Genomic DNA, 15,556 nt, shown 5'->3' on the forward strand with positions numbered 1-15,556 from the left:
ATAGACTAAACTTAATTGATATAAAAACATTTAGCTTTTACTTGACATTGTTACACTCAATATGTATAATTGTACCATCTTTTAAAAAGGAGTAATTTAACAGCTATGTCACAAGAAAAAAAAGAAGAGCTTCAAAGTGAAGCTCAAGTTACAAAAGAGGAGACTCCACAAGCAAACGAAGCTGCTGCGGAAGCAGAAGCAATAGTGAATGAGTTTGATCTTTTGCAAGAGGAGCTGAACTCTCTAAAAGACAAGTACGCAAGAGTACATGCTGATTTTGAAAATATCAAAAAAAGATTAGAGAGAGAAAAATACTCTGCAGTTGAATATGCAAATGAAAAATTTGCAAAAGATATGATTCCTGTTATGGACGCACTGCATATGGCTCTCTCATCTTCATCATCAATTATTGATTCAGCTGAGCATCTTGAGAAATTAAAAGAGGGTATTGAGCTAACTCTTAAACAACTCAGCACCGCTTTGGAAAAACATGGAATAACTATGGTCTCTCATGATGCACCATTTGATCCAAATATTCACAACGCCATACAGAGCGTTGATAGCGACACAGTAGAGAGCGGACAAATCGTTCAAACCTTTCAAACTGGTTATAAGTACAAAGACAGACCTTTGCGTGAAGCAATGGTAGTTGTAGCGAATTAACATTCGTTCATAATAAATCAAAAAAAATCTGACACTTTTGTGTCAAGCTTTAGTGCCATAGCGGCTAGCGAAAGTAAAAGGGACTCGTTCCTTTTACGACAAATAAGATGGAGGTCTCCTTCATTTTATTTTAGAATAAAATCAAATTAAGGAAAATAATATGTCAAAAGTAATAGGTATAGATTTAGGAACAACAAATTCATGTGTGGCAGTTTATGAGGGTGGAGAAGCAAAAATCATCCCTAATAAAGAGGGAAAAAACACAACTCCTTCAATTGTTGCATTTACAGATAAAGGTGAGGTTTTAGTAGGAGACCCTGCAAAACGTCAAGCAATCACAAATCCAAACAAAACTATCTCTTCAATCAAGAGAATTATGGGTCTTATGATGAGTGAAGAAAATGCAAAAGCGGCACACGATAAAGTAACTTACAATATCGTAGATAAAGATGGAATGGCAGCGGTTGATGTGGCTGGTAAAATCTACACTCCTCAAGAGATTTCAGCAAAAATTCTATCAAAATTAAAAGAAGATGCTGAAGCCTATATTGGTTCAAGCGTAACTGACGCTGTTATTACAGTTCCAGCTTACTTTAATGATGCTCAAAGAAAAGCAACAAAAGATGCAGGAACAATCGCAGGACTTAATGTTTTACGTATCATCAATGAGCCAACAGCGTCAGCACTTGCTTATGGACTAGAGAGCAAAAGCGATGAAAATGTACTTGTTTACGACCTTGGAGGCGGAACTTTTGACGTTACGGTACTAGAGATTAGTGATGGTACTTTTGAAGTTCTCTCAACTGATGGTAACGCATTTTTAGGTGGAGATGACTTTGACAACAAAATTGTTGATTATCTAAACGCTGAATTTAAATCTTCTCATGGGATTGATCTTAAAAATGACAAAATGGCTCTTCAACGTCTAAAAGATGCGGCTGAGAATGCTAAAAAAGAGCTCTCAAGCTCAACAGAAACAGAGATAAACCTACCGTTTATAACTATGACAGAAGCTGGACCTCAGCATTTAGTACTAAAACTTACTCGTGCAAAATTTGAGAGCATGATTGAAAAACTTGTTGAAGAGACTATAGCTCATATTAAAACAGCTATGAAAGAGTCTGGCTTAGATAATGACGCTATTAAAGAGATTATCATGGTTGGTGGTTCAACTCGTGTTCCTCTTGCTCAAGAGATGGTATCTAAATTCTTTGGTGGCAAAAAACTAAACAAAGGTGTTAACCCTGATGAAGTTGTAGCAGCAGGTGCGGCAATTCAAGGTGGTGTTTTAAGAGGAGATGTTAAAGATGTTCTTTTACTAGACGTTACTCCACTCTCACTTGGAATTGAGACATTAGGTGGTGTTGCTACTAAAATCATCGAAAAAGGAACAACGATTCCAGTTAAGAAGTCTCAAATCTTCTCAACAGCTGAAGATAACCAACCAGCTGTGAGCATCTCAGTTGTTCAAGGAGAGAGAGAATTTGCAAGAGATAACAAATCTTTAGGTCTATTTGAACTAGGAAATATTGCTGCAGCTCCAAGAGGTGTACCTCAAATTGAAGTGACTTTTGACATAGATGCAAACGGTATTTTAACTGTTAGCTCAACTGACAAAGGAACAGGCAAATCTCAATCAATCACTATTAGTGGCTCTTCAGGATTAAGTGAAGAGGAGATTAACAAAATGGTTAAAGATGCAGAACTTCACAAAGCTGAAGATTCAAAAAGAAAAGAGTTAGTTGAGCTTAAAAACCAAGCTGACGCACTTATTGCACAAACTGAAAAATCAATAGGTGAGATGGGTGATAAAATTGAAGCTGATGAAAAAGCAAAAATTGAAGCTGCTATAACTGAACTTAAAGATGTTCTAAAAGATACAAATGCTACAAAAGAGAAGATTGAACCTAAAGTAAAAACGTTAACTGAAGCAAGCCACAAAATGGCTGAGCAGATGTATAAAGGTGAGCAAGGTGCTCAAGGCGGAGCTGCTGATACTTCAAAGAAAAAAAGTGACGATGACGTAATCGACGCAGAAATCGAGTAAGTTCTCTACTCTCTCACATCGTGAGAGAGCTCTATTTTAAAATCCCAAACTACTATTTTAAAGGTACCTCGTGGTTTACAAAACTCTCTTTTATACACTTATACTCTCTTTGTTTATCTCTGGCTGTTCTTCACAACAATCTTTACATGTACCTAAAGTACCTCAAACAAAAAGTGATTATCTTCCTGATAGCGGCTACTATTTTGTACTTATAGAAAAAGAGCAGCAAAAATGGAAGATTATTCAAATAGAGGACAAACCTACTCTAAAAAGAGCAAATAACAATCAAGAGCTTCTTCTTGTAGCACAATCATATAACAATGTTTACCCATACTTCGATGAGACACTAAAGCCCCAAAGAGACAACGAATATCTGTGTGATGACTCAAATGTAACCACAAGCTATACTCCATGTTCAAGTGCTTTATCGCTTAATTCAAAGTCAAGAAATTTAAGTGATTATTTTAACAATATGAAAAAAGATTCAAAAAAATACAGATATGTAAGTAAAAGTTTAATAAATCAAGCCATAAGTGATACTAACCTTTACAAAGCAATTGAAAATAAAAAAAATATCTTTAAATATGCACAGTGTGAAGAAAATTTTTACAAAGCAAACTCTGTTGAAGATTTTAATGAGTTTGTCAAAAACTATGCCGATTATGAAGAGGCAAAAAATCTGCTTATTTTAGCACTTCAAAATCTTCAGAATTTGAAAGATGAAGATGAAAAAAATCATCAAAAAGCTCAATTATCACAAAAAAATTATCAAGACAGCTATCTCAAAAGCGAGCAACAACAAGAGAGAGAAAATCTCTTTCTAACAAAAAAAGAGCAAAGCAGTATTGATGATTATGCTAAAAAACTAACTAATTTTAGAAAAACTCTTAAAATAGGAACAGAAACCAATTGCGGAACTATTGTTGAGATGGACTCAAAAAAAGCAAATATATCACTCAACGATAAAAAAAACAGCGTATGGATTGAGAAAAATAAAATATTTCCAAAAGGCGATGGTTGTCGCTTTGTTAAAGGTAGATATATCGTCCCACCATCTTTTTAGTGTTACTTTTCGTTACTAAACAGAGTATGTTTAAATGATTTTTTAAATATACTTTAGATTCAATCCTTTTATTTAACAATTTTTGAAGTACTCTTTATCTATACCATGTTAAAGATTTTAAAATGAATGATAAAAATATCATCAGATTTGTCACTTTTGCACCAATTATTACTATTCCAGTAATTGTCTCTCTTTTTTTCTACATGAGCATATACCATACTGAAGAGATTTTTAACAACAGCACCAAAAACCTAAAACAAGAGTTGATTTTAAAAGAAAAAAACAACACAATATCCAAAGTAAAAATGGCAGTTGAAATCTTAAAATATGAGAACTCAACACTAGAAGAGAGATTAAAATATAAAATCAGCGACAGAGTAAACAAAGCATTTATTATAGGCTCAAATATCTATGCTCAAAACAGAGAGTTCAAAAGCGAAAAAGAGATAAAAAAAATGATTGTCGATGTTCTTCGTACAATGATTTGGAATAATGGAGAGAGTTTTATCTTTATCTTAGATAAAAAAGGTACTTTTATACTTGCTCCCCAATATCTTAAGCATAAAGAGAATAAGAGTGTTATAGATTTTCAAGATAGTTCTGGGCGTTATGTAATTAAAGAGGAGATAAACCTTGTAAATAGCTCTGGCGAGGGATATTTGTGGGATACATTTACAAGACCTAACAAAGACCAAAATATGCAATACAAGCAGATGACATTTGTAAAAGATTTTGAAATTTATGATTGGTATTTAGGCTCATCTGAATATCTTGATATTGTAGAAGAGGAGATACAACAGAGTTCTGTTACAATTCTTCGCAATATAAATAAAAATGAAAACGATTACTTTTTCATCTATGATATGAATGGCAAAATAATACTTCACTCTCAAAACCCAGAACTAGAAGGAAAGAATTTTTTAGATGAAAAAGACAAAACTAGTATAGATGTAGCAAAAAAACTTTTGCAAAGCATAAAAATAGAGGGTAGTAATTTTGCTTCATATAATTGGAAAAATCCTAAGAGTGGTCTTATTGAAGAAAAAATCTCCTATTTTGAAAAAATTCCAAATACAAATCTAATGATAGGAAGTGGTTTTTATACAAAAGAGATAAATGCAATAGCAGATGAAAAAAATAGAGAGCTTGAGAAGATAAACAGAGAAGAGCTTGGCGCTATAAAAATTTATTCACTGATTTTCATAGTATTATCTATATTTATTGCACTATTTATCTCAAGAAAACTTCAAGAAAAATTTACCCTTCTTAAAAAAAATCTTGAACAAAAGAGCGATGAACTTATCCTTTTAAATGAGGAACTTGAAGAGAAAGTAGAAGCAAGGACTACCGAGCTTAGAGATGCCTATGAAAAAATGCGCCAACTTGCAAATACAGATTCGCTAACCCAGATAAACAACCGCTTCTCTTTTTTAAATCAATTTAACTCTCTACTTGAGAGATACTCCAAAGAGAGTAAAGCAGAGTTTTCTCTTATCATGATAGATATAGACTTCTTTAAAAAGATAAATGATAGTTACGGACACCATGTAGGAGATTATGTAATTGTAGAGGTGACAAAATTAACTAAAGCGTGTCTAAGAGAGAGTGATATCTTTGGTCGCGTTGGTGGGGAGGAGTTTATGGTACTACTTCTACATACATCACTCGAAGCTGCCAAAGAGACCGCTCAAAGAATAAGAAAAACGATAGATGAATATAAGTTTGAATTTATAGGGCATGCAACGGTAAGTATTGGAGTAATATCTTACGATAACAAAGAAAAGAGTGCAGATATGCTAAAGAGGGTAGATATTGCTCTTTATGAGGCAAAAAACGGCGGCAGAAACAGAGTTTGTTCCATATAAAATGTTATGAATTTATCTATATCTCATCAAGTGCTTTTTTTACTTTAAGTGCTTGTACATGTTTATAAACATCATGGACACGAAGCATAGAAGCTCCGTTTTTAGCAGCTTCCAAATGAAGAGCTAGAGTTCCTGCGACTCTTTGGCTTACGTGTGAGGGTGAAATTTTATCAATCATAGACTTTCTTGAAGCACCAACTAGTAAAGGTTGTCCTAATGTTGAGAAGTGTTTAAGATGTTTTATCAACTTCAAGTTATGCTCTAGTGTTTTTCCAAAACCTATTCCGACATCCAAAACTATATCTTTTACTCCAAAAGATTTTGCCTTATCTATTCTTTGTTCAAAAAAAGTATAAACATCACTTAAAATATTTTCATACTCTGGTTTTTCTTGCATAGTTTGAGGTGTTCCTTGCATATGCATGATAATAGCTCTTATATCGTTACTTGCACAAAGTTTACAAACCTCATCATTACTAAGCCCTGTAATATCATTTACAATTCTAAAGCCACATTTTATAGCATACTCAATCACCAAAGGCTCATAACTATCTATGCTAAATTGCGTCTCTTTATAGAGTTTTTTAGCATGTATTGCCTCAAGTATGGGCTTTACTCTTGCTAACTCCTCCTCTTTAGAGACAACTTTAGCTGATGGAGCAGATGAGACTCCGCCTATATCTATAATATCCGCACCATCAGCTATCATCTTTTTTATAGCTTCTATTGCATCTTTTTCACTAAATCTTGAACCTGAGAAAAAACTATCATCATTAGCATTGATAACTCCCATCACTTCTACTTTTGATGGAGTTTTAATCTTTAGAATCTCTTGTAGTTTTTTTGCAACCTCTTTTAAACCAAAAGGTTGTGCTAGCTCTTTTCTGGAGAGTTTTTCTAGTTCCCTTGAAGTTGCTATCAAAATAGCATCAACATAAGGAGTTTGTGCGGTAACTGTCCCACGAGGAACTGCCAAATCTGCGCCAACACTTAGAGCATCCTGTTTTAAAATATTTGCACCGCCTACATGTAACTCTCTTATCATTATTATGTGATGCTCTGCTTTTGCACTCATAATAGCAATTCCGCCACTATCAACATTTAAATTTTTAAGATATTTTTTTATATCTATATCATTAGATAAAAGTTCAACTTCCATTTCTATCTCCTGCGAAACTCATTAATAAAAGTGCAAAAACACTCTGAGGTCTTGCGTTTAAATCTAGGAGCCTAAATGCTCTATCGAAATTATCAAGTTGTGCTTTTGTAAGGATTAGCTTATCTATAACTGTTGCTCTATAATAGAGCGCTTCAACTTGCTCTTTTGCCTCACTCTTTTTAAATTTTACAACCTTTTTCAAAAACTCAAAAATATCATTATAATTTATTCGCATAAGGCTAAAGTCTATCTCGTAAACTTTATGCTCTTTTTTGCCTTTAAATATTGGAAGTCTTGAGCGAACTGTTGGAAGAAGATTTGATGTTGAGTTTGAGAGAATTATAAACTCTATATTTCGTGGAGGCTCTTCAAGAGCTTTTAAAAGAGAGTTTTGTGAAACTGTATTAAAGTTATTTGCCCCTAAAATTATATATTTTGTCTCTGATTCGCTTATATATGCTTCTGCTACAGCTGCTTTTGCATGTTCTATTTTGAACTCATCTTCTACTATAAAGCCAACCACCCTCTTTGGCTTTAACTCATCATTTAATCTCTCAAATTCTGCTGCTATATCTGATGTGATTATAATATGACTCTTTATAGAATCAGGCTCCAACATCAACTTCTCCAAACATCGCCGCATTTAACGAGGCGTTAAAGAGACGATAGAGCTGAAGCAGCTTTATATCTAAGAGTTTATCATAAGATTTTAAGTGAAGAGCGTTTAAATACTCTTCATCAAAAATCCAAAAATAACTTGTATCTTTTCTCTTGGCAATATCCGCTCTTCTATCATCCCCTCTACCTATATACCAATAAAAGTAGTCATCCTTATGTGCCAAAGAGATAACATCTTCTACTGTATCTATCATATCTCCACCGCTAACGCTGTTAAAATGTCTATAGATACTATCTATACTTATGATTGGCAGAAGTGGTCTATCCATCTGAGTAGAGTTTAAAAAGTCTAAAAGATAAGTTTCAAACCATTTTCTTTTCTCATCAGTAATTAAAATAACTGTCTTGCCATTAAGAATCTGCTCTAATGCTTGAGAGGTTGTAATAGTCCAGTCAAAACGTTGCTCTTCAAGCCAACTAAAACAGCCGCCCTCTTCTCTGATGGCATCTAAACTCCATTGAGCGAATTCAGGCATATCTCTCACACCACTTTCATGAAGTTAAAATAATCTCTAATTATTAAAACTTTACTTTTTGTGAGAATATAGTTGTTCATTATTTATCTAACTCATAAGCACTATGAAGCGCTCTCACTGCGAGTTCTGCATATTTCTCAGCAATAATCATAGAGATTTTTATCTCAGAGGTTGAAATCATATTTATGTTTATATTCTCAGCAGCCATGACAGAAAATGCCTTTGCTGCGACACCTGTATGAGATTTCATTCCAACGCCAACTATTGATACTTTACAGATATTTTCATCATAAGAGACTTCGTCAACTTCTGACTCTTTTACAAATGAATCCATAACTTTTTTTGCGTCAGCCAAGTCATTTACGGGAACAGTAAAATCTATATTTGCTTTACCATCATGTCCTACGTTTTGAATTATCATATCTATATTTACGCTGTTGTTTGATAATTTTGTAAAGATATCAGACGCAATTCCTGGTCTATCTTTTACACCTACTAATGATACTCGTGCTTGATTTTTGTCCAATGCTATTCCGCTAACTAATGGTTTTTCCATGATATTTTCTTCCTTGGTTATTAATGTTCCCTCTTCATTTGAGAAACTTGTTCTTGTTACTAAATTTACATTTAATTTTTTTGCTAACTCTACAGATCGGTTTTGAAGAACTTTTGCCCCTAAAGAAGCAAGTTCAAGCATCTCATCATAAGAGATTTTATCTAGTTTTTTAGCACGAGGCTCAATACGTGGGTCTGTTGTAAAAATTCCACTTACATCGGTATATATTTCACATAAGTCAGCTTTTATGGCTCCTGCAATTGCAACAGCACTCAAATCACTTCCACCGCGTCCAAGTGTTGTTACATTTCCATCCTGAGAGATACCTTGAAAACCAGCAACAACAACTATTTTGCCATCTTTTATCGCCTTATTCATAGCAGTTGGATCTATCTCCTCAATACGAGCTTTTGTATGAATATTGTCTGTAACAATTCCAGCTTTTCTGCCCGTCATCGAGACTGCTTCACAACCCATCTCGCTTAGAGCAATAGCTAAAAGTGAAGCAGTTACTCTTTCCCCTGAACTAAGCAGCATATCTACCTCTGCTCTTTGTGGGTTTTTTGAGAAATGTTCAGCGTATGCCAAAAGTTTGTTAGTCTCTCCACTCATAGCAGATACAACTACAACAACATCATTTCCAGCTTTTTTTGTCTCGCATACCCGAGAAGCTACATTTTGGATTCGCTCTAAATCACCTACGCTTGTTCCGCCAAATTTTTGAACTATCAACATCTACAATAATCCCTCTTTTTTAAAATAAGTTATCACACACTCATAAACACTCTTTTTAAAACTTGCACTTAGACTTAATACTTCATCTACACTTACAAATTTATAATCACGAAACTCTGGCTCATCTGTTTGTATATTTATCACAGCATCTTCATTTAACTTTACCAAAAAATATCTCTGCCTCTGCCCTATAAAAGGCTTCATACTCTGAGCTATTTTTGGAGGAAAATCATAAGATATCCACTCAGGAAATTCAGCGATAACTTCTACTTTATCGGTGCCAATCTCCTCTTTTAGCTCTCTAAAGAGGGCTTCATAAATCTCTTCTCCATCATCTATTCCACCTTGTGGGAATTGCCAAACATCAAGCAAATCATTTCTTTGTGCAAGAAAAATATCTCTTGAAGACGGATAAGCATTTGAGACGATAATCATCGCAACATTTGGACGATACAACTCTTTTTTAATCATAAGTTCACTTCGTATTATATTGGTGCAATTGTACAAAAGATGGTATTAAAATAAACTAATTTACAACTCAACATCCTCTTTACATGTTATAATTAGAGATATTCCAAAAAAAAGAGATAGAATGAAAGAGTACGTTTTAAAAAATGATGATTTTTTAGTTTCTCAAACTGATTCCAAGGGAATCATACTCTTTGCAAATGATGATTTTTGCAAAGTTGCAGGTTATCCGCTTGAAGAGCTGGTTGGAAAACCGCATAATGTGGTTCGTCATAGAGATATGCCAAAAGCAGCTTTTAAAGATTTGTGGGAAAATGTTAAGAGTGGTAAAGTTTGGAGTGGTTATGTTAAAAATATGACTAAAGATGGCGGATTTTACTGGGTTTATGCAACGGTTTATCCGATGTATGATGCCATAAGAAAAGAGCAAACATACCTCTCTTGCAGAAGAAAACCATCTACTCAAGAGATTCAAGAAGCTGAAATGCTATATAAAACATTAAAATAGGAATCCAAATGAGCAATAAAACAAAAAATATAATAGTTACTCTAGCTTTTGGTGCTTTGATTGCATCCCTGTTTTTAGTGGATAGCACTCTTGTTCATGTAGCAATAGCTACTTTAGGGTTTATAGTTATACTTGTAACAAATATAAAAACACTCTCCTCATCTAATACAAATCTTTTAAATCAAAAGAGATTAGAACTTATAGAGCTGATGGAGTTTAAAAGAAACAAGGTAAAGATAGATGATACTACGACAAATGAAGCTGAAAAAAACTTCAACAAAATAGTAACAACATATCAGGCTTCTGTTCTTGAAGATACAAGAGTAGCTGGAGAGATGGTTTTATTGACAGACAAAGTTGCAAAAGGACACTACTCATGCAGAATAGTATCTGATTCAAAAACTCCTTATGTTCATATATTACGAAATAGCCTAAACAATATGCTTAATTCATCTGAGCAGAACCTTGATATTGCTATAAATACACTTCAAAAGTTTTCGCAAGGTCTCTTTGCAACAAGAAGTGATATACATGTAGAGGCTAAGATGGCTGATTTATTAAACAATATCAATCAACTAGGGCAAGCACTTCAAGATATGGAAGCAAAAAATAGCGATAGTCAAAAAACTATTATTGAATCATCTAAAAAACTAAATGATACTATCTCAACTATCACAAACTCAACCATTAAAGATTTAAAGAGAATGATTGGTGATGCGGTAAATAGAATCCATAACGTTGCTCAAAAAGAAGACGATATGGTTGAAAACCTTCAAACTTTAGTAACAAATGCTAATGAGACAAAAACTATTTTAGCGACTATTGGCGATATTGCGGAGCAAACAAATCTTTTAGCATTAAACGCAGCTATTGAAGCGGCTCGTGCTGGTGAACATGGACGCGGTTTTGCTGTCGTTGCTGATGAAGTACGTAAACTTGCAGAGAGAACGCAAAAAAGTCTAGCTGAGACCTCTGCAACAACAAATGTTCTTATCCAATCGATATCTGAGAGTTCAGATGCGCTTAACAGAAATGCCAGAGAGGTAAACGACATCTCAAGCGAAGTTAGTTTGATAAGTAATAAAATGGATGAAATCATACATACTCTAAGTAACCTCTCCAAATAAAAAAATCCCTTCTACAAACCATAAAAATAAGGAGCCTCTCTTGGCTCTTTATTTTTTAAATAGGAAAATTCTTGCTACTTTACATTCACATTCCATTTTGCGATTCAAAATGCTCATATTGCGCTTTTAACTCTTATGTTGATAAATTTCATCTAAAAGAGAATTACATGTTAGCTTTATCAACTCAGCTTGAGTTTGAACTTAAACGATTTGATGTTAGAGCAAACTCTATTGAGTCCGTTTTTATCGGCGGAGGAACACCCTCCACTGTTGAGCCGAAACATTACAAAGCTATATTTGAAAAACTAAAGCCATACCTTATGGACAACATAGAGATAACGAGCGAAGCAAATCCAAATAGCGCTACATGCAAATGGCTTGAGGGAATGTACGAACTTGGAGTCAATCGCATAAGTTTTGGGGTGCAGAGTTTTGATAAAGAAAAACTAAAAATCCTTAACCGCTCTCATAGTGCCGCTCAAGCGAAAGAGGCAATTTTAAATGCGAAGGAGATAGGATTTAAAAATATTTCACTAGACCTTATTTATGCAACACTAGGTGATACAAAAGAGCTTTTAAAACATGACTTAGAGACTGCCTTTTCTCTTCCTATCAACCACATTAGTGCGTATGCACTAACTATTGAAGAGAGAACTCCATTTGAATCAAAACCATACATGTCAAACGAGAGGCTCTCTCTTACTTCATGGTTATTTAAAAATATCAAAGATCGTGGCTTTTTACAGTATGAAATAAGTAATTTTGGCAAATACAAAAGTACTCACAACCTTGGATATTGGCTCTATAAAGATTATATTGGGCTTGGAAGCGGCGCCGTTGGCAAACTTAGACTACAGAGATATTATCCAACTTCAGACGTTGAAGAGTATATAAACAATCCAACTCTCACAAAGATAGAATCTCTAAGTGATGAAGATAAAAAAATTGAGCAGATATTCTTAGGTTTACGTTCTTGTGTTGGAGTATCTATTGATATATTGAACAATAAAGAGCTACAAAAGGCTAAAATTTTGGTGGATGAGGGGAAACTTATATTTGAAAATGATACTTTTTATAACAACGAATATCTACTAGCAGATGAGATTGCTCTTTTTATATCATAAATTAATTATTTTTTAGTTAGAATCCCTCTTCACTATATTTTGAGGATTGTCTATGTTTGGTATGGGTTTTACTGAAATTATTATTATCGCTATTATCGCTATTCTTTTTCTAGGTCCCGATAAACTTCCAGAAGCTATGGTTCAAATAGCTAAATTTTTCAAAAGTACTAAAGATACTATAAATAGTATGAAAACTACCATTGAAGAAGAGATGAATGTTAAGAGCATGAAAGATGAAGCACTTGCATACAAAAAAGAGCTTCTTGATGCTGGCAATCAAGTTAAGAGTGCTACTGATATAAAACAGATGGCAGCAAAATTAACAACTTTTGAAGATGAGACATTTGGTGATATTTTTGACGCACCTAAAAATGAGAACACATTAAAGGCAGAAAATACGCCAGAAACAGTAACACTAGCCAAGAAAAAAAGCACTCAAAGTACAGATAAACTAGAAGAAGATAGTAAAAATGTTTGATGAAATAAAACCACATTTAATTGAATTAAGAAAAAGATTGGCCATCTCTGTAAGCAGCCTCTTTGTTATGTTTTTTGTTATGTTTTACTTTCATGAGCCAATTTTAGAGTGGATAGTTGCTCCTCTTAACTCAGCTCTCATGGAAGTTGGTAAAGTATCTCTTCATGCAGCAGATGGAATGGTAACTACCAATCAAGTTGGTGGTGCATTTTTTGTTGCATTAAAGGTCTCCTTTTTTGCAGCAATCATTGGAGCACTACCTATAATTCTTGCCCAACTTTGGGCATTTGTTGCCCCTGCACTCTATGCAAATGAGAAAAAAATGGTTCTTCCTTTCATCTTAGGCGGAACTATTATGTTCTCCATTGGTGTTCTTTTTGCTTACTACATCGTAACTCCTTTTGGTTTTGACTTTCTTATAACTTTTGGTAGTTTTAAATTTACTCCACTAATTAATATTGAAGACTATGTAGGATTTTTTACAAAAATAATGTTCGGCTTTGGAATCGCTTTTGAGCTTCCTGTTTTTGCCTACTTTTTAGCTATTCTTGGAATGGTTAACGATAGACAGATGATAGATTTTTTCAGATATGCAATTGTTCTTATCTTTATCGTTGCTGCTCTTTTAACACCTCCAGATGTTCTAACTCAACTTCTTATGGCACTTCCACTTACCCTTCTTTATGGTGCATCAATTTTGATAGTAAGAGCCGTAAATCCTGCTCCTCCCCTTGAAGAAGAAGATGCTGAAGATGAAGATGAAGATGAAGATGAAGATGAAAAAACAAAGAAAATAGAGAACTAAGATGAGTAGCAGTGAGCTACTCACTTCTAGCTATGATTTCACTCTCCCAGAAGAGCTTATAGCAACCCAACCAGCAAACCCTAGAGACAGCGCAAAACTCCTTGTTTATGACAGAGCGAGTGACGAAATTTCACATGTACATTTTTATGATTTTGAAAAATTTATTCCTAAAAATTGTGCACTTATTTTTAACGATACAAAAGTTATAAAAGCCAGACTATTTGGGCAAAAAGAGAGTGGTGGAAAAATAGAGCTTCTAATTAACAGAGCTTTAGATGCTCATAATATCCATGTCTTTACAAGAGGAAAAGTAAAAATAGGAACGAAAATATCTTTTGGATTAGAGCTATTTGCCAAGATAATAGAGTTACTCGAAGATGGAAGCAGAGTTGTAAACTTCTACAAAAATGACTCTATTTTGCGCTTTGAAGAGATACTCCCCATAATAGATAAAATAGGTCATATTCCACTTCCGCCATATATCCAAAGAGAAGATAACAAAGATGATGAGATAGAGTATCAGAGTGTTTTTGCCAAAGAGGAGGGAGCAGTAGCCGCTCCAACGGCATCTCTTCATTTTACAAAAGAGCAGCATGAGAGAGTCTGCACCAAATTTACACATGCATACATCACTCTGCATGTAGGAAGTGGAACTTTTAAACCTGTTGAATGTGAAAAGATACTTGAACATACAATGCACTCGGAATATTATGATATTTCAGATAGAGCAAAAGAGCTGCTTGACTCTAAAGTCTCAATACTAAGCGTGGGAACGACTTCCACAAGAACTATAGAGTTTTACGCAAGAAACAAAGAACATCAAAGAGGAGAGGCAAACCTCTTTTTACACCCAAAGAACAAGCCTCTTAGAGTAGATCACATACTTACAAATTTTCATCTTCCAAAATCAACACTACTTATGTTAGTTGCCTCTTTTGTGGGAGTAGATAAAGCTCAAGAACTTTATAAAATAGCAATTGAGAAAGAGTATAGATTCTACTCTTATGGCGATGCTATGCTAATTTTATAATCTAATAACTAGACCATTTTTTATCTTTATATCACCATTTAACTCTGCTTCAAAAACTCTTTGCGGGTATTTAGACAAGGCTTCATCATAGGTAGGGTTTGTGGAGCAAAACTCCATAAACTCATCTTTTATTCCTGAAATAGTTACTTTATTTTTACTAAATCTTGAGACAAACTCATCTATATCATAAATTGCTTCTGCTCTCTTATTGCGCAAAAGCTGATTTGTCCCATCACTCTCTCCAAGACGCTGAGGAAGCACAAAAATCTTTTTCCCCATCTTTAGAGCAAACTCTACACTTCTCATAGTTCCACTGTCCACATCTGCTTCACCAACAACTAAAACCTCTCCAAGTGCAACAACTAGCTCATTTCTAACTACAAAACTCCATGGAGTAGCACTACTTCCACTCTCAAATTGGCTCAATAAAAGCCCATTTTTCTCTATTTCACAGAGTAAGTTTTTATTTACAGCTGGATAACGCACATCAACACCACATGGTAAAACTGCTATCGTAGAAGAAGAAGTAGCCCCTAAATGAGCGGTTGCGTCTATACCCATTGCACCACCACTTACAATACAAACACCATTATTTGAAAGAGATGAGGATAGTTTTTCTATAAACAATCGCGAGTATTTAGTAGGTTTTCTACTTCCTACAATTGAGATTTTTACTCTATCTAAAAGAGAGATGTTACCGCTGTAGAAAAGCTCTTTTGGATACTTTTTCATAGATAAAAGTTCAGGAATTTCAAACTCTATCTCTCTCATGTA

The 15,556-nt window shown here is 34.2% G+C and carries 16 protein-coding genes; 10 read left to right on the plus strand and 6 right to left on the minus strand.

Annotated features, from left to right (window positions below):
• Positions 1–105 precede the first annotated feature (105 nt).
• The 4 genes from grpE to SUDEN_RS08575 all read left to right on the plus strand — a co-directional run bounded on the left by grpE (position 106) and on the right by SUDEN_RS08575 (position 5,638).
• Positions 106–663, plus strand: a complete 558-nt coding sequence (gene grpE / locus SUDEN_RS08560; RefSeq protein WP_011373261.1) for a nucleotide exchange factor GrpE — start codon at positions 106–108, stop codon at positions 661–663.
• 160 nt (positions 664–823) lie between these two features.
• The gene (gene dnaK / locus SUDEN_RS08565; RefSeq protein WP_011373262.1) at positions 824–2,710 is read left to right on the plus strand and encodes a molecular chaperone DnaK; all 1,887 of its coding nucleotides are present in this window, start codon (positions 824–826) and stop codon (positions 2,708–2,710) included.
• 70 nt (positions 2,711–2,780) lie between these two features.
• On the plus strand, positions 2,781–3,773 hold the full coding sequence (locus tag SUDEN_RS08570; protein WP_011373263.1) for a hypothetical protein: 993 nt from the start codon (positions 2,781–2,783) through the stop codon (positions 3,771–3,773).
• 122 nt (positions 3,774–3,895) lie between these two features.
• Positions 3,896–5,638, plus strand: a complete 1,743-nt coding sequence (locus tag SUDEN_RS08575) for a sensor domain-containing diguanylate cyclase (RefSeq protein WP_011373264.1) — start codon at positions 3,896–3,898, stop codon at positions 5,636–5,638.
• A 16-nt stretch (positions 5,639–5,654) separates the two neighbouring features.
• Here the strand turns inward: SUDEN_RS08575 and folP are convergent, their stop codons facing one another.
• The 5 genes from folP to SUDEN_RS08600 form a co-directional block, all read right to left on the minus strand.
• Positions 5,655–6,797 (minus strand): dihydropteroate synthase, encoded by a 1,143-nt coding sequence (folP, locus tag SUDEN_RS08580; protein WP_011373265.1) that lies wholly within the window; start codon positions 6,795–6,797, stop codon positions 5,655–5,657.
• The gene (locus SUDEN_RS08585; protein ID WP_011373266.1) at positions 6,787–7,416 is read right to left on the minus strand and encodes a DNA polymerase III subunit delta'; all 630 of its coding nucleotides are present in this window, start codon (positions 7,414–7,416) and stop codon (positions 6,787–6,789) included. The genes folP and SUDEN_RS08585 overlap by 11 nt, the downstream gene beginning before the upstream one ends.
• On the minus strand, positions 7,403–7,951 hold the full coding sequence (locus tag SUDEN_RS08590) for a HobA family DNA replication regulator (protein ID WP_011373267.1): 549 nt from the start codon (positions 7,949–7,951) through the stop codon (positions 7,403–7,405). The genes SUDEN_RS08585 and SUDEN_RS08590 overlap by 14 nt, the downstream gene beginning before the upstream one ends.
• A gap of 79 nt (positions 7,952–8,030) precedes the next feature.
• Positions 8,031–9,242, minus strand: coding sequence for an aspartate kinase (locus SUDEN_RS08595; protein WP_011373268.1), 1,212 nt, complete (start codon positions 9,240–9,242; stop codon positions 8,031–8,033).
• Positions 9,243–9,713 (minus strand): RNA pyrophosphohydrolase, encoded by a 471-nt coding sequence (locus SUDEN_RS08600; protein WP_011373269.1) that lies wholly within the window; start codon positions 9,711–9,713, stop codon positions 9,243–9,245.
• Between the two features lie 121 nt (positions 9,714–9,834).
• On the opposite strand from SUDEN_RS08600, the gene SUDEN_RS08605 reads away from it, so the two are divergent.
• The 6 genes from SUDEN_RS08605 to queA all read left to right on the plus strand — a co-directional run bounded on the left by SUDEN_RS08605 (position 9,835) and on the right by queA (position 14,782).
• Positions 9,835–10,218 (plus strand): PAS domain-containing protein, encoded by a 384-nt coding sequence (locus tag SUDEN_RS08605; protein WP_011373270.1) that lies wholly within the window; start codon positions 9,835–9,837, stop codon positions 10,216–10,218.
• Between the two features lie 8 nt (positions 10,219–10,226).
• Positions 10,227–11,345, plus strand: coding sequence for a methyl-accepting chemotaxis protein (locus SUDEN_RS11590; RefSeq protein WP_011373271.1), 1,119 nt, complete (start codon positions 10,227–10,229; stop codon positions 11,343–11,345).
• 71 nt (positions 11,346–11,416) lie between these two features.
• On the plus strand, positions 11,417–12,469 hold the full coding sequence (gene hemW / locus SUDEN_RS08615; protein ID WP_011373272.1) for a radical SAM family heme chaperone HemW: 1,053 nt from the start codon (positions 11,417–11,419) through the stop codon (positions 12,467–12,469).
• A 52-nt stretch (positions 12,470–12,521) separates the two neighbouring features.
• Positions 12,522–12,947: a Sec-independent protein translocase protein TatB gene (gene tatB, locus SUDEN_RS08620; RefSeq protein WP_011373273.1), complete on the plus strand. Its 426-nt coding sequence runs from the start codon at positions 12,522–12,524 to the stop codon at positions 12,945–12,947.
• A complete protein-coding gene (gene tatC / locus SUDEN_RS08625; protein WP_011373274.1) occupies positions 12,940–13,752 on the plus strand; it encodes a twin-arginine translocase subunit TatC in 813 nt (270 codons plus the stop codon). The genes tatB and tatC overlap by 8 nt, the downstream gene beginning before the upstream one ends.
• A 1-nt stretch (position 13,753) precedes the next feature.
• Complete coding sequence (gene queA, locus SUDEN_RS08630; RefSeq protein WP_011373275.1) at positions 13,754–14,782, plus strand: tRNA preQ1(34) S-adenosylmethionine ribosyltransferase-isomerase QueA; 1,029 nt, start codon at positions 13,754–13,756, stop codon at positions 14,780–14,782.
• Here the strand turns inward: queA and SUDEN_RS08635 are convergent.
• Entirely contained in the window at positions 14,777–15,553 is a 777-nt protein-coding gene (locus tag SUDEN_RS08635; RefSeq protein ID WP_011373276.1) for a DNA-processing protein DprA, read from the minus strand. The two genes, queA and SUDEN_RS08635, sit on opposite strands and share 6 nt — an antisense overlap.
• Positions 15,554–15,556: the final 3 nt, after the last annotated feature.

This window comes from Sulfurimonas denitrificans DSM 1251, assembly GCF_000012965.1.
In the GTDB taxonomy this organism is placed as follows: Bacteria; Campylobacterota; Campylobacteria; order Campylobacterales; family Sulfurimonadaceae; genus Sulfurimonas; species Sulfurimonas denitrificans.

Bases quoted from the DNA above. Each gene is read 5' to 3' on its own strand.
- dnaK (WP_011373262.1), top strand. From the start codon at position 824: ATGTCAAAAGTAATAGGTATAGATTTAGGAACAACAAATTCATGTGTG.
- SUDEN_RS08635 (WP_011373276.1), bottom strand. From the start codon at position 15,553: ATGAGAGAGATAGAGTTTGAAATTCCTGAACTTTTATCTATGAAAAAG.
- SUDEN_RS08575 (WP_011373264.1), top strand. From the start codon at position 3,896: ATGAATGATAAAAATATCATCAGATTTGTCACTTTTGCACCAATTATT.
- tatC (WP_011373274.1), top strand. From the start codon at position 12,940: ATGTTTGATGAAATAAAACCACATTTAATTGAATTAAGAAAAAGATTG.
- SUDEN_RS08595 (WP_011373268.1), bottom strand. From the start codon at position 9,242: ATGTTGATAGTTCAAAAATTTGGCGGAACAAGCGTAGGTGATTTAGAG.
- SUDEN_RS08585 (WP_011373266.1), bottom strand. From the start codon at position 7,416: ATGTTGGAGCCTGATTCTATAAAGAGTCATATTATAATCACATCAGAT.
- tatB (WP_011373273.1), top strand. From the start codon at position 12,522: ATGTTTGGTATGGGTTTTACTGAAATTATTATTATCGCTATTATCGCT.
- SUDEN_RS08590 (WP_011373267.1), bottom strand. From the start codon at position 7,951: ATGCCTGAATTCGCTCAATGGAGTTTAGATGCCATCAGAGAAGAGGGC.
- queA (WP_011373275.1), top strand. From the start codon at position 13,754: ATGAGTAGCAGTGAGCTACTCACTTCTAGCTATGATTTCACTCTCCCA.
- SUDEN_RS11590 (WP_011373271.1), top strand. From the start codon at position 10,227: ATGAGCAATAAAACAAAAAATATAATAGTTACTCTAGCTTTTGGTGCT.
- folP (WP_011373265.1), bottom strand. From the start codon at position 6,797: ATGGAAGTTGAACTTTTATCTAATGATATAGATATAAAAAAATATCTT.
- grpE (WP_011373261.1), top strand. From the start codon at position 106: ATGTCACAAGAAAAAAAAGAAGAGCTTCAAAGTGAAGCTCAAGTTACA.
- SUDEN_RS08605 (WP_011373270.1), top strand. From the start codon at position 9,835: ATGAAAGAGTACGTTTTAAAAAATGATGATTTTTTAGTTTCTCAAACT.
- SUDEN_RS08600 (WP_011373269.1), bottom strand. From the start codon at position 9,713: ATGATTAAAAAAGAGTTGTATCGTCCAAATGTTGCGATGATTATCGTC.